The organism is Solirubrobacter pauli (genome assembly GCF_003633755.1).
GTDB classification, from domain to species: Bacteria; Actinomycetota; Thermoleophilia; order Solirubrobacterales; family Solirubrobacteraceae; genus Solirubrobacter; species Solirubrobacter pauli.
This window is the reverse complement of sequence record NZ_RBIL01000002.1, coordinates 1013285-1028896: the sequence shown is the minus strand read 5'-3', so window position 1 is coordinate 1028896 and position 15612 is coordinate 1013285. Positions and strand designations below refer to the sequence as shown.

The following is a 15612-nucleotide window of genomic DNA, read 5'->3' as shown; positions in this document are numbered from 1 at the left end:
CGTCGTGATGCTCGTGGTGGCCGCACCGGCACAGGCCGCGCCGCCGTGGACGCCGCCCGTCGCCCTCCCTGTTTCCCAGCTGCCTCCCCGTGTAGAGGCGAACGAGCTGGACCAGGCGGGGCTCCTCCCCCACCTCAGCGCCGGGAAGTTCCTCGCGGCGCCACAGCTCGTCTGGTGGCGCGGCGGCGAGGACTCGCGCACGCTCGTGGCGCTGAACGGGACGCAGACGCTGCGGGCGCGGACGTCACGGTCCGCCGTGGCCGCTTCCCGATACGCGGTCGCACGGGTGCTGACGCTGGACGCGCGGATCGTCGACCGCAGGAACCTCGAGCGCAAGCAGCTCGGCTACCGGATCGGGGACGCCCGGCTGGAGCGGCTGGGATCGGTGCGGGAGATCGGCGGGCCGCGATCGATCCGCTGGGCGCCGCAGCTGGCGGTCAACGAGGACGGCGCCGCGATCGCGGCGTGGCACCACATCGTCCGCGGGCGCTCCGACGAGATCCAGGTGGCCTGGCGGCCCGCCGGCGGCCGCTTCTCGACGATCCGGACGGTCGCGACGACCGGCGTGGACGACGAGTCGATCGTCGGTGTCGGGATCGACACGGGCGGACGCGCGGTGGTCGCGTACTCGCGCAACGGCCGTCTGGCTGTGCGGGCGATCCGCGTGAAGACCGGCTGGATGTCCGCAGAGGCCTCGGTCGCACCGCCGGCCGGACAGCGACGCCCGACCGAGATCGTCGTCGGCACGGGCGAGCCCGGGAACGTCGTCGTCGCGTGGCGGGCGTACCCGGTCACCGAGGGGCCGACCGGCCATGTCGACGCCGCCGCCGCCATCCTCCCGGTCGGGTCGAACCGCCCGCGGGCGGCCGTGTCACTGGGCGAAGGCGACCTGATCGGGTATCCGCGCGGGCCGATCGCGGCGACCGTGGACGCCACCGGACGGCCCGTCGTCGCGTGGACGGTGCCGGCGCGCCCCGGCGTGTCCGTGCCGACCGTGCGGGTGGCGTCCCAGTCCGGGGTCTGGGGAGCGCCGCAGGTGCTCGACTCCTCCGGGTCGATCGGCTCACTCGTCCGCGAGGGCGGCGGCGCGGCCGTCGGCTGGCTGCGCGAGACGCCGGGCGGCGAAGGGCACGGCCAGCCGCTCGGCGTCTTCGTGGCGCGGATGCCGGAGGGAGAGGCCTTCGGGGCAGCCGAGTTGGTCGACGACGTCTCCTCGTCCGGCACCGCCTTCGACGGGCTTCAGCCGCCTGGGCTCGGGCCGTCCGTGACGGGCGGGCTGCTGGCCGTCTACGCCGACCACGGGCTCAACGGAGTCGGCGGGTCGGCGCGCGTCAGCACACGCTGAACGCGGCCCACCACGCGGTCCGGACGGCTCGTCACCTCGCGCCACGACGTAATCAACTCGACGCTCGCGCGCCAGGGGCGGATCTTCGCCCCGCCTGGTGTCACGGATCTACGCGCAGGTGTGACAAATTGCGCGCGTGATCGCGACGTTCCTCGCCTGCTGCGCGGTGGCCGCGGCCGCGCCGAGCGGCGGTGAGGCCTACAACTTCGCCGTGTCGCTCGCCCGGCACGGTGCTCGGCCCGCCGCCGGGGCGAAGGAGCGCGCAGCGCATCAGCGGGTCGCCGCGCGGTTCCGGACGGTCGGGCTGCGGGTCGGGTACGAGCGGTTCGACGTGCCGGGCAAGGGCCGGTCGCGCGACGTGATCGGGATCAGGGACTCGCCGGCCGACTGCCTCGTGATCGCGATGGCGCACGCCGACAGCGTTCCGCCCGCGCCGGGGGCCGACGACAACGCATCGGGCGTCGGAACGTTGGTCGCGCTGGCGAGGAGCCTCGCCACGGAGCCGGCGCCGGCGTGCGACGTGTGGCTCGTCGCGACCGGGGCCGAGGAGCGGCCGTACACGAAGACGGCCGATCATCTCGGGGCGTCCGCGCTCGTCCGGCGCCTCGAGCGCATGAACCGGCTGAAGGACGTGAAGCTCGCGCTCTCCCTCGACGAGGTCGGGCGGGGCAGCCGGTTCGTCCTGCACAGCACCGCGCCCACGCCGCGGGAGGACGTCGAGCAGCGGATCCTCGACGCCGGCGGCAAGCGCGTGAGCTACGCCCGCGATCCGCAGGGCGAGGGGAACTCCGACCATCGCGAGCTCGCACGGGCCGGCGCGCCCGCCGCGAAGCTGGGCGTGCCCGACGACTCGTGCCGCCACACCGCATGCGACACTCCCAGCCGCCTGCACCGCGGCGCGTTCACCCGCGTGCTGCGGATCGTCTGGCCGCTCCTACGCACATGGAACTGAGAACCCAGAAGACCGTCATCGCCGTCGCGGCCGTGCTCAGCCTCGTGCTGTGGCCGGTCCAGATCAGCAGCGCGTTCGGGCTGCCCGCGCACCCGTTGCTGCTGCACGTGCCCGTGGTGTTCGTGCCGATCCTCGGCATCGCCGTCCTCGTCGGGATCGCCAAGCCGAGCCTGTTCGGAACGCCGCTCGCCGCGTTCGCCGTCGTCACGCTCGCGGCGACGCTGCTGACGGTCGGCGCCGGCGAGGCGTTCCTGGAGAGCCAGCCGCGGCTCGAGGGCAACCCGAAGATGAAGGACCACGAGGGCGCGGGCGAGACCGTGCGCTTCTGCATGGTGCTCCTCACCGCCGCGCTCGTCGGCCTGCTCTACGTCAAGCACCGGGTAGTGACCACGATCCTGAAGGTGCTGGCCGTGCTGCTCGCGCTCAGCGCCGCCGGATTCACGATCCGGGCGGGGCACCTCGGCTCGTCGCTGGTCTGGGAGGACCAGGAGCAGTTGACAGAGTCAAGCAAGTAGTTGATCCTGTCAAGCATGGTCACGACGCACCACGTCGAGGCCGTGCGCGACTTCAACCGCTTCTACACGGCGCGCATGGGTCTCACTCGAGGAAGCTACGCGCGCCCGCTGCCCGAGATCCGCGTGCTGTACGAGCTCAGCCACGGCACGACCGAGGTCGCCGAGCTCAAGCGCGCGCTCGAGATCGACGCCGGCCAGCTCAGCCGCGTCATCGCCAAGCTCGAGCAGCAGGGCCTGGCGACCAAGGCCCCCTCCGCGGTCGACGCCCGCCGGCAGACGGTCACCCTCACGGAGGCCGGCGCCGCGCGCTTCGCGGAGATGGACGCGGAGTCCGCCGGCGAGATCACCCGGGTGCTCGACGAGCTGCCCGACCCCGACGAGGTCGTCGCCGCCATGCGGAGCCTCAAGGCCGCGATCGCGCCGCAGGGCACGCTGACGCTGCGCGACCTCGAGCCGGGCGACCTCGGGTGGCTGGTCCAGCGCCACGGCGAGCTGTACGCCCGCGAGTTCGGCTACGACCAGAGCTTCGAGCGCCTCGTGGCCCGGATCGTCGCCGACTTCGACCCGGAGCGGGACCGGGCGTGGGTCGCCGAGATCGACGGCACGAAGGTCGGCGCGATCCTGTGCGTGCACGCCGACGACACCACCGCCAAGCTGCGAACGCTGCTGGTCGAACCCAAGGCGCGCGGCCGTGGCGTCGGCGGCACCCTGGTCAACCAGGTCGTCCGCCACGCCACCGCGAGGGGCTACCGCACGCTCACGCTCTACACGAACGACAACCTCCACCCCGCGCGCCGACTCTACGAGCGGGCCGGGTTCACGCTCGCGGAGTCCACGCCGGAGCGCTCGTTCGGCCACGACCACGTGGCCCAGACCTGGTCCCTTACCCTCAAGCCATGAACCGCGACGAGCTGAGGGCGCTCCAGGCGCCGCTGAAGAGCCGCTACAAGGACGACCCGAGCGAGGCCTTCCTCACCCTCAAGGCCAAGGGGACGGTCGGCGAGGGCGTCAGCTGCAACGTCGAGACCGGGCGCGCGATCGCCCAGGCCGGCCTGCATCCGCTCACCGGCGGCGACGGCAGCCTGCTGTGCTCGGGCGACATGCTGCTCGAGGCGCTCGTCGCCTGTGCCGGCGTCACGCTGCAGGCGGTGGCGACGGCGATCGACGTGCCGATCACCGAGGGTCACGTCTACGCCGAGGGTGACCTGGACTTCCGCGGCACGCTCGGCGTCGACCGGGAGGCGCCCGTCGGGTTCTCCGACATCCGCCTGCGCTTCGAGGTCGACACGCCCGCCGACGACGAGCAGCTCGCCACGCTGCTCAAGCTCACCGAGCGCTACTGCGTGGTGTTCCAGACGCTCAACGGCGCGCCGAAGCTGGCCGCCGAGATGACGAGGGCCCGCACGGAGCGGGCCCTCGAGAGCACGACCTAGTTCAGCGCGAACGGCTGCCAGTTCGGATCGAACGGCGGGTACTTGTCCGTGATCACGGGGTGCCGCTGGCACGTGCGGGAGTTGATGTCCGGCAGGCAGGGGTTGAACGGGTTCACGAGCGCCTTGCGGGGGATCGACGAGTCATACGGCGTCACCCCCGGGTCGCAGTAGCCCGCGAGCGGCCAGTCGCCGGCCAGGTTGCGGCTGAGCTCCATGATGTTCGGCACGTCGTCGAAGTCCTGGTCGTCGGCACCGTCGAGGATGCCGTCGCCGTCGCTGTCGGCGTCGTGGGCCTTCGTGCCGGCGTACTTGATCGGGTACTCGCCCTCCTTCGAGTAGCACGTGCGCCAGAACTCGGGCGACATCGGTCCGCCGCTGACCTCGTAGTAGTTGTTGAGGCCGTCGGCGTCCTCGTCGCGCTCGTCGTCGGACACGAAGCCGTCCGCGTCGAGGTCCCAGTACGTCCGCTCGGCCCGCCGCTGGTTGTTCGTCGTGAGGTTCAGGCCGTCGTACGTCGGCGTGGTCGTGACGACGCCGTTGCGGTCCATGTCGTACAGGTCACGGAGCACCGCGACGTGCGGGCCGGTCAGGTTGTAGATCCAGGCCGAGCCGAACCCGGCCGCGTCGACCCACAGGCGGAAGTTCTGCGGCGGGACGTACGCGGCCACGGACATCGTCGGCGTACGGCGGCCGTTGCCGCCCGCGAGGACGGACAGCGAGTACTGGGCGCCGTCGCTGTAGGACAGCGGCGAGAGCGTCCGCGTGGCCGTGTGGTTGACCTCGTAGGTGTACTGCCAGAGCTTGTACTCCTCGAGCAGGTCGAGGCCGTCGCCGTCGTAGTCCTTGTCGGCGTCCGCGAACAGCGGGTTCGGGTACGGCGACTTGTACGGGTGCGGGATCGCCGTGTTCGGCGACTGGTAGTCGTCGTTGTTGAGGTCGATCGCCGACTGGTACTCGTAGCCGTCCTCGACGCCGTCGCGGTCCGTGTCGCCCGAGCACGGGTCGAGCTTCAGGCTGAGCTCGAGCCCGTCGGCCAGCAGGTCGTTGTCGTCATCGGGGTCGACGCCGTTCTTGATGCCGTCACTGTCGCAGTCGCCGTCGGGCGCGGTCGGCACGCCGGCGCCATCGGAGACGTCGGACGTCTTCGCCTGCTCGGGGCCGATCAACGGCGACGCCTTGGCGGACGTGTACGAGCGGCTGAGCTTGGCCGACAGGACGCGGATGCGGAACCGCGTCGCGGTCGGCTGGCCGCCCTTGGCGACCATGTACTTCTCGAGGGTCTTCGGCACCACGACCGTGAGCTTCTTGGTCGTGCTCACGTCGGCCTTGACGAACAGGGCCTTGCCGCCGTCGCGACGGAAGAGCACGCTGTTCTTGGCCTTGCCGCGCTTGAAGTTCTTGCCCGTGATCGTCAGCTTCGTGCCGACGAACGCGGTCTTCGGCGTCACCTTCGTGATCGCCGGCGTCTTTTTCTTGGCCGCGTCCGCCGTGGCGGGCACGACGAGCGCGCCGAGCGCGACCGCGACGACGGCGCGGCGCAGGTGGCGGGTGCGGGGTCGAAGTACCATCGACCTCGATATCGACCGCCGAGCGGGCCGCCTTGAGGGCCGGCCCGTGGGGTGAGCACCCTAAGCGACGGTCAGGAGCTCCTTGGAGGTGTGCGAAAGCACATCGCGCCCGGTCTCTGTCACGACCACCAGATCCTCGATCCGCACGCCGCCCACGCCGGGCAGGTAGACGCCGGGTTCCACGGTCACCACATGGCCTGCAACCAGCGCGGTCTCTCCTGAGCGCGCGAGGCGCGGCGCCTCGTGCGTGACGAGGCCGACGCCGTGCCCGAGCCCGTGCCCGAAGTGCTCGCCGTGCCCGGCGGCGGTGATGATGTCGCGCGCGACCGCATCGATCTCGCGGCCCAGCGGCCCCGGCCGCACCTCGTCGAGCGCGGTCACCTGCGCCCGCAGCGTCAGCGCGTAGATCTCCGCCAGCTGGTCCGAGAGGTCCCCGGTCGCCCACGTCCGCGTGCAGTCCGAGCAGTAGCCGTCGAGCACCGCGCCGATGTCGATCGTGACGAGCGTGTCACGCGGGATCTCGACCTCGCGCGGCTGCGCGTGCGGAAGTGCGCCGTGCTCGCCCGCGGCGACGATCGAGGGGAACGACGGGCCCGAGGCGCCACGCAGGCGCATCTCGTGCTCGAGCGCGATCGCCACCGCGCGCTCCGTCCGGCCGACGAGGCCGTACTCCAGCAGCCAGCCGTAGATCTCGTCCACCAGCGCCGCGGCGGCCGCGATCCGCAGGATCTCCCCCGGCTCCTTGACGGCCCGGACCTCCTCGACGACGCCGCCGAGCGGCACCAGCTCGACCCCCTCGAGCAGCTTCTCCAGGCGCCGGTGCTGCTTGACCGACAGGTGCGCGTCGTCGAACCCGAGCCGTCCGCCGAAGCCCTTCAGGGCTGCGAACAGCTCCTGCGGCCCCTGCTCGCGGTCGAAGTCCGGCACCTCGAGCTTGGCCTGCTCGACGTACCGGAAGTCGGTGACGAAGCGGCGCACGTCCCGCCCGACCACGGCGAACCCGTTCGAGCCGGTGAACCCGGTGACGTAGCGCAGGTTCGCCGGCTCGGTGACGAGGAGCGCGTCGACGCCCTCCAGCCGCCCGGCGACTCGATCCGCTCGACTCAACGTTCCCACGCCTCCTTGAGCAGCTGCAGTCCGTCCCGGTACCCGTCGACGCCCTTGCCGGCGACCTTGCCCGTGCGCACGCCCTCGAGCACCGACACCTGTCGGAACGGCTCGCGGGCGTCCACGTTCGAGAGGTGCACCTCGATCGCGGGCAGCCCCGCGATCTCGATCGCGTCGCGGATCGCCCAGGAGTAGTGCGTCCAGGCGCCGGGGTTGATCAGGATCCCGTCCGCGTAGTCGGAGGCCTTGTGCAGCTCCTCGACGAAGGCGCCTTCGTAGTTGGACTGAAAGCAGTTGACGGTCACGTCCAGCTCGCGGCCGAAGCGCGTGATCTCCCGTTCGAGCTGCGCGTACGTCAACCCGCCGTAGTGCTCGGCCGGACGCCGGTCGAGCGCGCTGAAGTTGATCCCGTGCATCACGAGGGCTCGGTTCCTCATCGCAGCTCCTTGACCGCCGCGCGGACGGCGTCGTCTTCCATCGGCACGCCCGTGCGGACCTCGCCCGGCGCGTCGACCACGACGAACCCGACACGCCCGCCGCGCCGCTTCTTGTCGCGCTGCACCGCGGTGAGCACCGCGTCCTCGTCGACGGCGGGATCAAGCGTCGTCGGGAGCCGGTGCTCCTCCAACAGCTCGGACACCTCGGCCCGCAGGCGCTCCTGGCCGGACAGCGTCAACGCCGCCAGCAGCCCGAGCCCGACGGCCTCGCCATGGCGATAGCGCGCGTAGCCCGTCGCGGTCTCGATCGCGTGGCCGACCGTGTGCCCGAGGTTGAGGACCTGGCGGCGGCCGGCGTCACGCTCGTCGCGGGCGACCACGCCCAGCTTCGTGCGCGCGCAGGCCAGCACGAGGTCGCGGTCCACGTCCTGCGCGCCGCGGCGCACGCGCGCCCACAGCGGCCCGCCGGCGATCAGCGCGGTCTTGATGACCTCCGCCCAGCCCGCGGCGAGCTCCTCGCGCGGCAGCGTCTGCAGCACCCGCGGGTCCGACAGCACCGCCCGCGGCTGGTGGTAGGCGCCGACGTAGTTCTTGCCCTCCGGCAGGTCCACGCCGGTCTTGCCGCCGTATGCGGAGTCGACCTGCGCCACGAGCGTCGTCGGCACCTGCACGACGCCGACGCCCCGCTGGTAGACCGCCGCGCAGAAGCCGGCCACGTCGCCGACCACGCCGCCGCCCAGGGCCGCCACGTGGTCGTCGTGGTCCATGCCGGCCGCCGCCATCCCGCGCAGGAGCCGCTCGGCCGTCGCGAGCGTCTTGGCCTCCTCGCCGGGCGGCATCGTGAACGGCCCCAGCGCCTCCGGCACGCGGTCGGCGTACAGCGGCGCGACCGCGTCGTCGGACAGCAGGAAGCGGCGCCCGCGCAGCGGCCAGAACGCCCCGTCGAGCACGTCCCCCACATACACCGGGTAGTTGTGCTCGCCCGCGACCGCCCACAGGACCTTCACGCCCGGCGGGATGCGGCGCAGCGCACCCGCCGCGCGGCGGATCGTCTCCGCGCCGCCGTCGAGCAGCACGGCGTCGGCGAGTGCCTCGTACTGGGGTGCGCGCTCGGCGTGCAGCGCCGCGAACCGCTCGCGGTCGCGGGCCAGCGGCCGGCGCTTGCCGCCCGCCCGGCGCCAGGCCGTCGGCTCGTCCACGTCGAGCATCACGACCGTGTGGCGTGCGAGCAGCTCTCGCACGCGGGCGCTGCCGATCGACCCGCCGCCGAGCGAGATGACCGGCGCCGGCACCGTCTCCAGCACCTCGGCGACCACGTCCTCCTCGGCCTCGCGGAACGCTCGCTCGCCGTGGGACGCGAAGTAGTCCTCGATCGACGTGCCGAGGCGCTGCTCGAGCTCGCGATCGGTGTCGACGGCGCGCACGCCGAGCGCCGCGGCCGCCGCCCGGGCGCCGGTCGTCTTGCCGGCGCCCATGAACCCGATGAAGACTAGGGCCGGGGTTTCCACCCGATGCGCTCCTGGTAGGCCGCGACGGACGCCTTGACGTCGTCGATGTGATCGCCGCCGAACTTGTCCCGGTAGGCGCCGGCGAGCACGATCGCCAGCATCGCCTCGCCGACCACGCCGGCGGCCGGCACGACGCACGAGTCCGTGCGCTCGCGCAGTGCCTGCGACGGCTGCTTGGTGGAGATGTCGACCGAACGCAGCGGCTTGGTGAGCGTCGGGATCGGCTTCATGGCCACGCGCGCCACGAGCGGCTCGCCGGTGGTCATGCCGCCCTCGATGCCGCCGCTGCGGTTCGTCTCGCGGTAGTAGCCGCGTTCCTCGGAGTAGAAGATCTCGTCGTGCGCCTCCGAGCCGGGCCGGCCCGCGAGGTCGAACCCGTCGCCGAGCCCGACGCCCTTCGCCGCCTGGATCGACAGCAGCGCGCCCGCGATCAGCCCGTCCATGCGCTCGGTCCAGGACACGTGCGAGCCCAGGCCGGGCACGAGCCCGAACGCGTACAGCTCGAAGATGCCGCCGATCGACTCGTTCTTCTTGCGCAGGACGTTGATCTCGTTGACCATCGCCTTCGTGGCCTCGGCGTCGAGGCAGCGGACCGGCGACTCGTCGACGCCGTCGAAGTCGGCGAGCGTCAGCGACCCGGCCGTCTCCGGCGCCCGCACCGACCCGATCTGGGTCACGTGCGAGATGACGGTGACGCCGAGCGCGCGCAGGAACTCCTTGGCGAGCGCCCCGCCGGCGACGCGCGCGGCGGTCTCCCGGGCGCTGGCTCGCTCGAGCACGTTGCGCACGTCCGTGAAGCCGTACTTCTGGACGCCCGCGAGGTCGGCGTGCCCGGGACGCGGAAGATGGACCTCGGGCACGTCGGCTTCGACGGGCCACGGGTTCATCCGCTCTTCCCAGTTCTTGTAGTCGCGGTTGGCGACCTGCAGCGCGATCGGACCGCCCAGCGTGCGCCCGTGGCGTACGCCGGAGGTGACCGCGGCAGCGTCCTTCTCGATCTTCATCCGCCCGCCCCGGCCGTGGCCGAGCTGGCGTCGCGCGAGGTCGCGATCGATCGCTTCCTGAGAGAGCTCCAGGCCCGCAGGCAGGCCCTCCACGATCGTGGTGAGGCCCGGCCCGTGTGACTCGCCGGCGGTGACGACGTGCAATGGCACGCCGGAGATCCTACGAGCGTCGGCGGGCACTGAGGCCCGCCGTCCGCTTCATCGGCTCCCGCCGCAGGTCTTCTAGTGCTGGACCTTGAAGGTCCGCAGGCGGCTGTCGTCGGCCTTCTCGAGCTTGCGCGAGGACGCCTTCGCCTTGCCCTTCCCGTTGATCTTCACGAGGTCGAGCTGGTACTGGGCGTCGGTCTCCTCGCCGGTGTCGGTGACCGTGACGAACGCGGTCTCGCCCGCCCGCAGCGTGAGGTTCTGGCAGTCCTGCGGGGTGGGCAGGCACTCGCCGTCGCCCTCGACGAGGACGTTGCCGGAGAGCTCGAACACGGCCACCTTGCCGCCGTTGTCGAGACCGCGGTACGCGAGCACCGGGTGCTCCTCGTCCGGCAGCACCTCGAGGCGCTGGACGGTCGTGGCCTCGGGCTCGTCGGACGTGCCGTTCTCGTCAACCTTGGAGAACCGCACGCGGATCGAGTTCGCCGGTGGGGGCGTCGGCGTCGCGGTCGGGGTGGGCGTCACGTCCGGCGTGGTCGGCGCGGACGAGCTGCCGCCGCCGCCACCGCCACCGCCGCTCGACTTGGAGCCGCCGCCGTCCTTGGACGACGAGGTCTCGGTCGACTTGGACGATGACGTCGCCTGCTTCTTCTTGGACTGCTTCTTCTTGGCCTTCGGCAGTGGCGCCGGCTCGAACGGGTCCTTGGTGGCGCCGAGCGTGCGGCGGCGCTTGACGCTGCCCTCTTCGGCCTCCTCCTCGGCACCGGCCGCGGTGACGTAGGTCGCCGGCAGGCCCTCGTCGGCGTTGGCGACCGCGTTCGCGGGCACCGGCTCGACCTCCGGCTCCTTGGCCAGCGCGAGTGGCACGGCCACGACCGCGGCCACGAGCAGCAGCGCGACGGGCCAGAGCTTGCGCTGGACGAGCCCGCGCCAGGTGTCGGTGATCAGGTTCATCGGGCCTCAGCCTCGGTGGAGCCGTCGCCCGCCGAGGCGGTCGTCGTCGTGGTCGTGGTGGTGGTCGTCGACGTGGCCGTCGAGGGGGTGGCCCCCGCGGCGCCCGGGTCGGTGGCCTCGGGGACGATGTAGGCGCTCGCGCCGACGCTGGCCTGCATGCCCGGCCAGCCGTCCTCGGCGGGGGCGAGCGTGAGGCTCTCGACGCGGATCAACCGGCCGTTGACCTTGATCGCGTCGCCCTTGAGGGACACGAAGCGCTCCAGCCGGGCGAAGAAGTCGGCCAGCGACGCGAACGTGCCGGTGAAGCCGAAGCTGAACGGCATCGCCGAGAACGCACCCGCGCTGATGGCACCGGGAGCGGTGGCGGTGGCGGTGCCGTCGTCGGCGGCGGCGCCTCCGCCGTTGACGTTGATGGCGTCGAAGCCGGCACCCGCGCGCTTGGCGGACGTGTCGAGCTGGACGAGGAGCGACCGCGTGTCGTCGTCGGTCGGGACCGCCTTGCCGAGGCGGACGACCGTCTCGTAGTTGGCCTTGTAGTCCTTCTGGGCGCCGCGGTAAGTGTTCACGAGCGCCTGCTGCTGGGCGAGCTCGGCCTCGGCGACGGCGACGCGCTCCTGGAGATCGGCGGCCTCGGCGCGCTTGGGCGCCAGGGCGAGCTTCCAGTAGCCCCCGCCGGCGAGGACCGCCACGACGAGGACGAGCAGGATCTTGTACGTGCGGCTCACTTCGAGTCCCCGTCGGTGGTCGTCGTGGTCGTGGTGCTGTCGTCGCCGGAGCTCGCGCCGCCCTCAGGCGTCGCGGTCGGCGTCGGGGTCGGGGTCTCGCTGACCGTGCCGGTCGCGGTGACGGGGGTCGTGGCCACCTTCGCGGCCTCGCCCTCGAAGAACATGACGACCTCGAAGGTCGGGCGCTTGCCCTTGCCGCAGGGCGCGCTCAGGCGCTTCTCGGTCTCGGTGGCCTTGTCGTCGGCGGTGTTGTCGTCGATCTTCGCCTTGACCGAGCTCGACAGCGAGACGCGCGTGACGCCGTCGACGTCGCGCAGCCGCGCCATCAGGCGGGCGACCTGGGTCTGACCGCCGGTGCAGCCCGTGAGGGTGATCGCCGGGGCGGAGATCGCGGTGCGCAGGGCGCCGCCCTGGCCACCGGCGTCGGTGGCGATGTCACCGCTGAGCTCGGTCAGCGTGACGTCCTGCGGCAGGGCGCGCGAGAGGTCGCGGAGCGCCTGCTCCCAGTCGAAGCGCGAGCCGGCGATGTCGCGGACGGTCTGGACGCGGGCCTTGGCCGCGGCGTCGAAGTCGGCGTACGGCTTGAGCTTGGTGACCTGCGCCTGCATCGCCTGCTGGCGCTGCGCGAGCTGGTCGAGATCGGCGTTGCGCTGCTTGATCGTGTTGTCGGTGGTGACGACGCCCGCCACGCCTGCCACGCAGGCGGCGAGGACGCCGAGGACCACGAAGGGACCGGCGCCGCCCTTGGCCTCCGGGCCAGTGGCAAGCTCGGCGGACGACTTGGACGCGCCGCGCGTGTCTGGGGGAAGGAGGTTGACGGCTCTCACGCCCCTTCTATCGGCAGTGCGCGGAGCCGTCTTGAACCAGCTGGGGTCGCGCCCCTAGGGCCTTAGGTGAAGGTGTCGAGGTACCAGTCGACGAGGTCGTCGCCGACGAACAGGCCCACGAGGCTGCCGAACGCGAGCCACGGCCCGAAGGGGATCCCCTTCTTGCGTCCCTCGGCCATGCCGTAGCGGGCGATGATCGCTCCGCCGATGACCGTGCCGGCGATCAGCGCGGCGAAGATCGCGGGCGCGACCGCCCGCCCGAGGAAGAGGCCCATCACGCCCGCGAGCTTGACGTCCCCCATGCCCATGCCCGCGGGATAGACGACCGCGGCGAGGAAGAAGAACGCGAACGCAGCGGCCGCGGCGGCGAGGTTCTCAACGAGCGAGTCAGGGTTGAACGCCAGCAGCAGCACGAGCGCACCGACCGCCCCGATGATCACCAGGACGTTGGGGATGATGTGGTGCTCGAGGTCGATCAGGGTGATCGGGACGAGCAGCAGCACGAACAACAGCGGCGCCCAGACGTCGCTGTCGGCGCCGTAGACGAGCACGCACAGCGCGCACAGCACGCCCGTCAGCGCCTCGACGATCGGGTACCGCGGCGAGATCTTCGCGCCGCACGCGCGGCACTTGCCGCGCAGCCACAGCCACCCGAGCACGGGCACGTTGTCGTACGGCTTGATCGCCGTCCCGCACTCGGGACAGCGCGAGGGTGGGTGGAGCAGCGACTCCTTCCGGGGCAGCCGGTACGCCACCACGTTCAGGAAGGAGCCGACGATCGCTCCGAAGATCGCGGCCAGCACGGCCGCCACACCGAGACTCATCGGCCGTGCAGTGTGGCGGACAACGCGTGCGGACGCGGGCTAGGGACGCTCGGCGACGGCAAGGCCGGCCGCGACGGTCAGGCGGCCGACGTTGTCCTCGGCCGCTTCGGCGTGCTCGACGACACGCGCCTCGAGCGGCAGGCGCAGCGCGTCGCCGAGGGTCTCCACGAAGCCGGGGATCGCGATCGCCGGGCCGGTGACGACGCCCAGCTCGACGGTCTCGGCCGCGTCCTGCGTGCGGTAGAAGTTCAGCGACGTGCGGATGCCGTCGGCGAGCTCGCGGACACCGTCGGCGAGCGCGGTGCGCGTAGCTGACACGAGGTCCATGTCGCCCTCGATGCCCTCGAGCGGCGCGACGAGGCCGACATGCGTCATCCAGGCGCGGGCGTGCTCGAGCGTGAGCCCGCGGCGCTCGGCCAGCGTGCTCGCGATCGTCTCCACGCCGCCGGCGGAGGCGCGCGTGAACAGGCAGCCGTCCCGGTTGGCGACCGCGACGTTGGTGAGCCCGGCGACGTTGATGTAGAGCACCGCGCCCTCGTGCTCGGACGCGAGCGCGCGGACCATGCCGAACGCGGACAGGTCGATGCCCTCGATCTCGAGGCCGGCGCCGTCGACGGCGGCGGCGACGCGCTCGACCATCTCCTTGCGCACCGCGACGACGACCACGCGCGTGCGCGGCCCGAGCGGCGTGTCGACCGTGCCGAGCGACTGGAAGTCCAGGACGGCTTCCTCCATCGGCATCGGGATGTGGTCCGGCGCCGCCTCGCGGACGGCGGCGGTCAGCGCGTTCGGGTCCTCGACCACCGTCGGGAGGTCGAGCGTGCGCACGACGATGCGCTGATGGGCGATGCCGAGCCGGACCCGCCGGGGCAGCTCGTTGTCGGCGAAGAGCGACTTGAGCGCCTCCGCCAGGGCGATGGGGTCGGCGACCTCGCCGTCGCGGATCACGCCGGGCTGAAGCTCGGCGACCGCGCCGCGGGTCAGCGTGAGGGCGCCATCGACGCTGACCTCGGCGGCCGCGACGTGGCCCGCGTCGAGCTCGAGCCCGACGACGCTGCTCTGGGGGGAACGCTTTTTGCGGAACACAGGTGTTCCATCGGCAGACCCGGTCCGCGGCTTGATAGAGCCGGGACCCCAGGGGTTAAACGGGCGAAGCGGGCCCGGGGGCCCGCTTCGCGGAAAGAACGTCAGTGAGCGCTGAGGGCTACCAGGTGCTGTCGCCGCACCCGCCGGTGTTGGCCTTGTCGCAGCTGCGGCTGACCGTGCCGGCCGTGTTCTCGATCGAGTACACGACCTTGTTCGAGCCCTTGGACTCGACGGACAGCGTGTAGCCGTTCTCGGTGGCGCCGGTGACCGTCAGCTCGTTGGCGTTGGTCAGCGCCGGCTCGATGGCGACGAGGGCGGCCACGTCGGCGTCCTCGTAGGACTGGTGGTCCGTGTAGTAGGTCTCCATGGCGGTCTGAGCCGTGCGGACGTCGCTCTTGGCGGTGGAGTCCTGGGCCTTCTCGCGCTGGTTGAGGAAGGCGGGGAGCGCGATCGCGGCGAGGATGCCGATGATCAGGATGACGACGAGGAGCTCGATGAGCGTGAAGCCCTTCTCGTCCTGCATGCGCGCGCGGAGCTTGTGGAGCATTGGGGGATGTCCCTCCTGAAGGGATCGTTGGGCCTGTAGGGCTGTTGACACGCCAGGTCCTTGGTCCCGTTCTGCCGGAAGTGGCAGCCCGGCCGGCTCCAGATCCGCTGGAGCCCCGATGGCTTTGCGCCTCACCCTCGCGGATGATTTGCCCTTGACACCTCGGTACTGGCTACCCCTTTTATCGGCACCCCTGAGAACGGACTTAACCCCGGATAAGCTCGTATGGGGTGTTGACCCGACGCATGACACTTCTGGTGCTGGCGATCATCGGCCTGATGGTGCTCGTCGTCACGGTCTCGCCGCCGCGATCGCCCACGCAGCGGGACGCGGATCCGCCCGCCACCGCGCAGACGGGCATCTCCGACGACCCCGACGAGTTCGACGTCAGCGCGACGATCGACGTCGACGAGGAGTCGCTCACGCCGCAGACGATCGAGGCCGAGCTGGGCGACGACGTGGAGATCGTCGTCGAGGGCCGCGGCCCGGCGAGCGTGGCGCTCGGCGACCTGCAGACCAAGTCCTTCGAGGCGGGCCTGCCCGCGCAGTTCGCGATGCTGGCCCAAACGCGCGGTGCCTACCCGCTGGTCCTCGTGAACGAGGGCCGGCAGATAGGCACCTTGGAGATCCGCTAGC

17 protein-coding genes and 1 riboswitch are annotated in these 15612 nt (G+C 71.8%); of the genes, 6 read left to right on the top strand and 11 right to left on the bottom strand.

Annotated features, from left to right (window positions below):
- The first annotated feature begins 16 nt into the window (after positions 1–16).
- The 5 genes from C8N24_RS24560 to C8N24_RS24540 all read left to right on the top strand — a co-directional run bounded on the left by C8N24_RS24560 (position 17) and on the right by C8N24_RS24540 (position 4245).
- Complete coding sequence (locus tag C8N24_RS24560; RefSeq protein ID WP_170179242.1) at positions 17–1345, top strand: hypothetical protein; 1329 nt, start codon at positions 17–19, stop codon at positions 1343–1345.
- A gap of 136 nt (positions 1346–1481) precedes the next feature.
- Positions 1482–2297 carry a M28 family metallopeptidase gene (locus C8N24_RS24555; RefSeq protein WP_121255117.1) on the top strand — a complete coding sequence of 272 codons (816 nt, stop codon included), beginning with the start codon at positions 1482–1484 and terminating at the stop codon, positions 2295–2297.
- Complete coding sequence (locus C8N24_RS24550; RefSeq protein ID WP_121255115.1) at positions 2288–2812, top strand: DUF2231 domain-containing protein; 525 nt, start codon at positions 2288–2290, stop codon at positions 2810–2812. The genes C8N24_RS24555 and C8N24_RS24550 overlap by 10 nt, the downstream gene beginning before the upstream one ends.
- 15 nt (positions 2813–2827) lie before the next feature.
- Positions 2828–3712, top strand: coding sequence for a bifunctional helix-turn-helix transcriptional regulator/GNAT family N-acetyltransferase (locus tag C8N24_RS24545; RefSeq protein WP_121255113.1), 885 nt, complete (start codon positions 2828–2830; stop codon positions 3710–3712).
- Positions 3709–4245, top strand: coding sequence for an OsmC family protein (locus tag C8N24_RS24540; RefSeq protein ID WP_121255111.1), 537 nt, complete (start codon positions 3709–3711; stop codon positions 4243–4245). The genes C8N24_RS24545 and C8N24_RS24540 overlap by 4 nt, the downstream gene beginning before the upstream one ends.
- On the opposite strand, the gene C8N24_RS24535 is transcribed toward C8N24_RS24540, so the two are convergent.
- The 11 genes from C8N24_RS24535 to C8N24_RS24480 all read right to left on the bottom strand — a co-directional run bounded on the left by C8N24_RS24535 (position 4242) and on the right by C8N24_RS24480 (position 14976).
- On the bottom strand, positions 4242–5813 hold the full coding sequence (locus tag C8N24_RS24535) for an IPT/TIG domain-containing protein (RefSeq protein ID WP_121255109.1): 1572 nt from the start codon (positions 5811–5813) through the stop codon (positions 4242–4244). The two genes, C8N24_RS24540 and C8N24_RS24535, sit on opposite strands and share 4 nt — an antisense overlap.
- A gap of 60 nt (positions 5814–5873) precedes the next feature.
- Positions 5874–6929 carry a M24 family metallopeptidase gene (locus C8N24_RS24530; RefSeq protein ID WP_121255107.1) on the bottom strand — a complete coding sequence of 352 codons (1056 nt, stop codon included), beginning with the start codon at positions 6927–6929 and terminating at the stop codon, positions 5874–5876.
- On the bottom strand, positions 6917–7357 hold the full coding sequence (locus C8N24_RS24525; RefSeq protein ID WP_121255105.1) for a type II 3-dehydroquinate dehydratase: 441 nt from the start codon (positions 7355–7357) through the stop codon (positions 6917–6919). Before C8N24_RS24525 ends, C8N24_RS24530 begins: the two co-directional genes overlap by 13 nt.
- A complete protein-coding gene (locus C8N24_RS24520; RefSeq protein ID WP_121255103.1) occupies positions 7354–8865 on the bottom strand; it encodes a bifunctional shikimate kinase/3-dehydroquinate synthase in 1512 nt (503 codons plus the stop codon). Before C8N24_RS24520 ends, C8N24_RS24525 begins: the two co-directional genes overlap by 4 nt.
- On the bottom strand, positions 8847–10013 hold the full coding sequence (aroC, locus tag C8N24_RS24515) for a chorismate synthase (protein ID WP_147448096.1): 1167 nt from the start codon (positions 10011–10013) through the stop codon (positions 8847–8849). The genes C8N24_RS24520 and aroC overlap by 19 nt, the downstream gene beginning before the upstream one ends.
- 78 nt (positions 10014–10091) lie before the next feature.
- A complete protein-coding gene (locus C8N24_RS34275) occupies positions 10092–10967 on the bottom strand; it encodes a hypothetical protein (protein ID WP_170179385.1) in 876 nt (291 codons plus the stop codon).
- Complete coding sequence (locus C8N24_RS24500; RefSeq protein WP_121255099.1) at positions 10964–11692, bottom strand: type IV pilus inner membrane component PilO; 729 nt, start codon at positions 11690–11692, stop codon at positions 10964–10966. Before C8N24_RS24500 ends, C8N24_RS34275 begins: the two co-directional genes overlap by 4 nt.
- Positions 11689–12519: a PilN domain-containing protein gene (locus tag C8N24_RS24495; RefSeq protein WP_121255097.1), complete on the bottom strand. Its 831-nt coding sequence runs from the start codon at positions 12517–12519 to the stop codon at positions 11689–11691. Before C8N24_RS24495 ends, C8N24_RS24500 begins: the two co-directional genes overlap by 4 nt.
- 62 nt (positions 12520–12581) lie before the next feature.
- Positions 12582–13343 (bottom strand): prepilin peptidase, encoded by a 762-nt coding sequence (locus C8N24_RS24490; protein ID WP_121255095.1) that lies wholly within the window; start codon positions 13341–13343, stop codon positions 12582–12584.
- Between the two features lie 39 nt (positions 13344–13382).
- Positions 13383–14429, bottom strand: coding sequence for a pilus assembly protein PilM (gene pilM, locus C8N24_RS24485; RefSeq protein WP_170179384.1), 1047 nt, complete (start codon positions 14427–14429; stop codon positions 13383–13385).
- 118 nt (positions 14430–14547) lie between these two features.
- Complete coding sequence (locus tag C8N24_RS24480; RefSeq protein ID WP_121255091.1) at positions 14548–14976, bottom strand: type IV pilin protein; 429 nt, start codon at positions 14974–14976, stop codon at positions 14548–14550.
- A gap of 79 nt (positions 14977–15055) precedes the next feature.
- Positions 15056–15139: riboswitch (cyclic di-GMP riboswitch) on the bottom strand.
- Positions 15140–15221: 82 nt separating this feature from the next.
- Here C8N24_RS24480 and C8N24_RS24475 point away from each other — a divergent pair.
- Positions 15222–15611, top strand: coding sequence for a hypothetical protein (locus C8N24_RS24475; protein WP_147447967.1), 390 nt, complete (start codon positions 15222–15224; stop codon positions 15609–15611).
- Position 15612: the final 1 nt, after the last annotated feature.

What these genes read in the sequence shown, in the direction of transcription:
- C8N24_RS24550 (WP_121255115.1), top strand. Translation starts at nt 2,288, where the DNA reads ATGGAACTGAGAACCCAGAAGACCGTCATCGCCGTCGCGGCCGTGCTC.
- C8N24_RS24535 (WP_121255109.1), bottom strand. Translation starts at nt 5,813, where the DNA reads ATGGTACTTCGACCCCGCACCCGCCACCTGCGCCGCGCCGTCGTCGCG.
- C8N24_RS34275 (WP_170179385.1), bottom strand. Translation starts at nt 10,967, where the DNA reads ATGAACCTGATCACCGACACCTGGCGCGGGCTCGTCCAGCGCAAGCTC.
- C8N24_RS24540 (WP_121255111.1), top strand. Translation starts at nt 3,709, where the DNA reads ATGAACCGCGACGAGCTGAGGGCGCTCCAGGCGCCGCTGAAGAGCCGC.
- C8N24_RS24480 (WP_121255091.1), bottom strand. Translation starts at nt 14,976, where the DNA reads ATGCTCCACAAGCTCCGCGCGCGCATGCAGGACGAGAAGGGCTTCACG.
- C8N24_RS24490 (WP_121255095.1), bottom strand. Translation starts at nt 13,343, where the DNA reads ATGAGTCTCGGTGTGGCGGCCGTGCTGGCCGCGATCTTCGGAGCGATC.
- C8N24_RS24475 (WP_147447967.1), top strand. Translation starts at nt 15,222, where the DNA reads ATGACACTTCTGGTGCTGGCGATCATCGGCCTGATGGTGCTCGTCGTC.
- C8N24_RS24525 (WP_121255105.1), bottom strand. Translation starts at nt 7,357, where the DNA reads ATGAGGAACCGAGCCCTCGTGATGCACGGGATCAACTTCAGCGCGCTC.
- C8N24_RS24545 (WP_121255113.1), top strand. Translation starts at nt 2,828, where the DNA reads ATGGTCACGACGCACCACGTCGAGGCCGTGCGCGACTTCAACCGCTTC.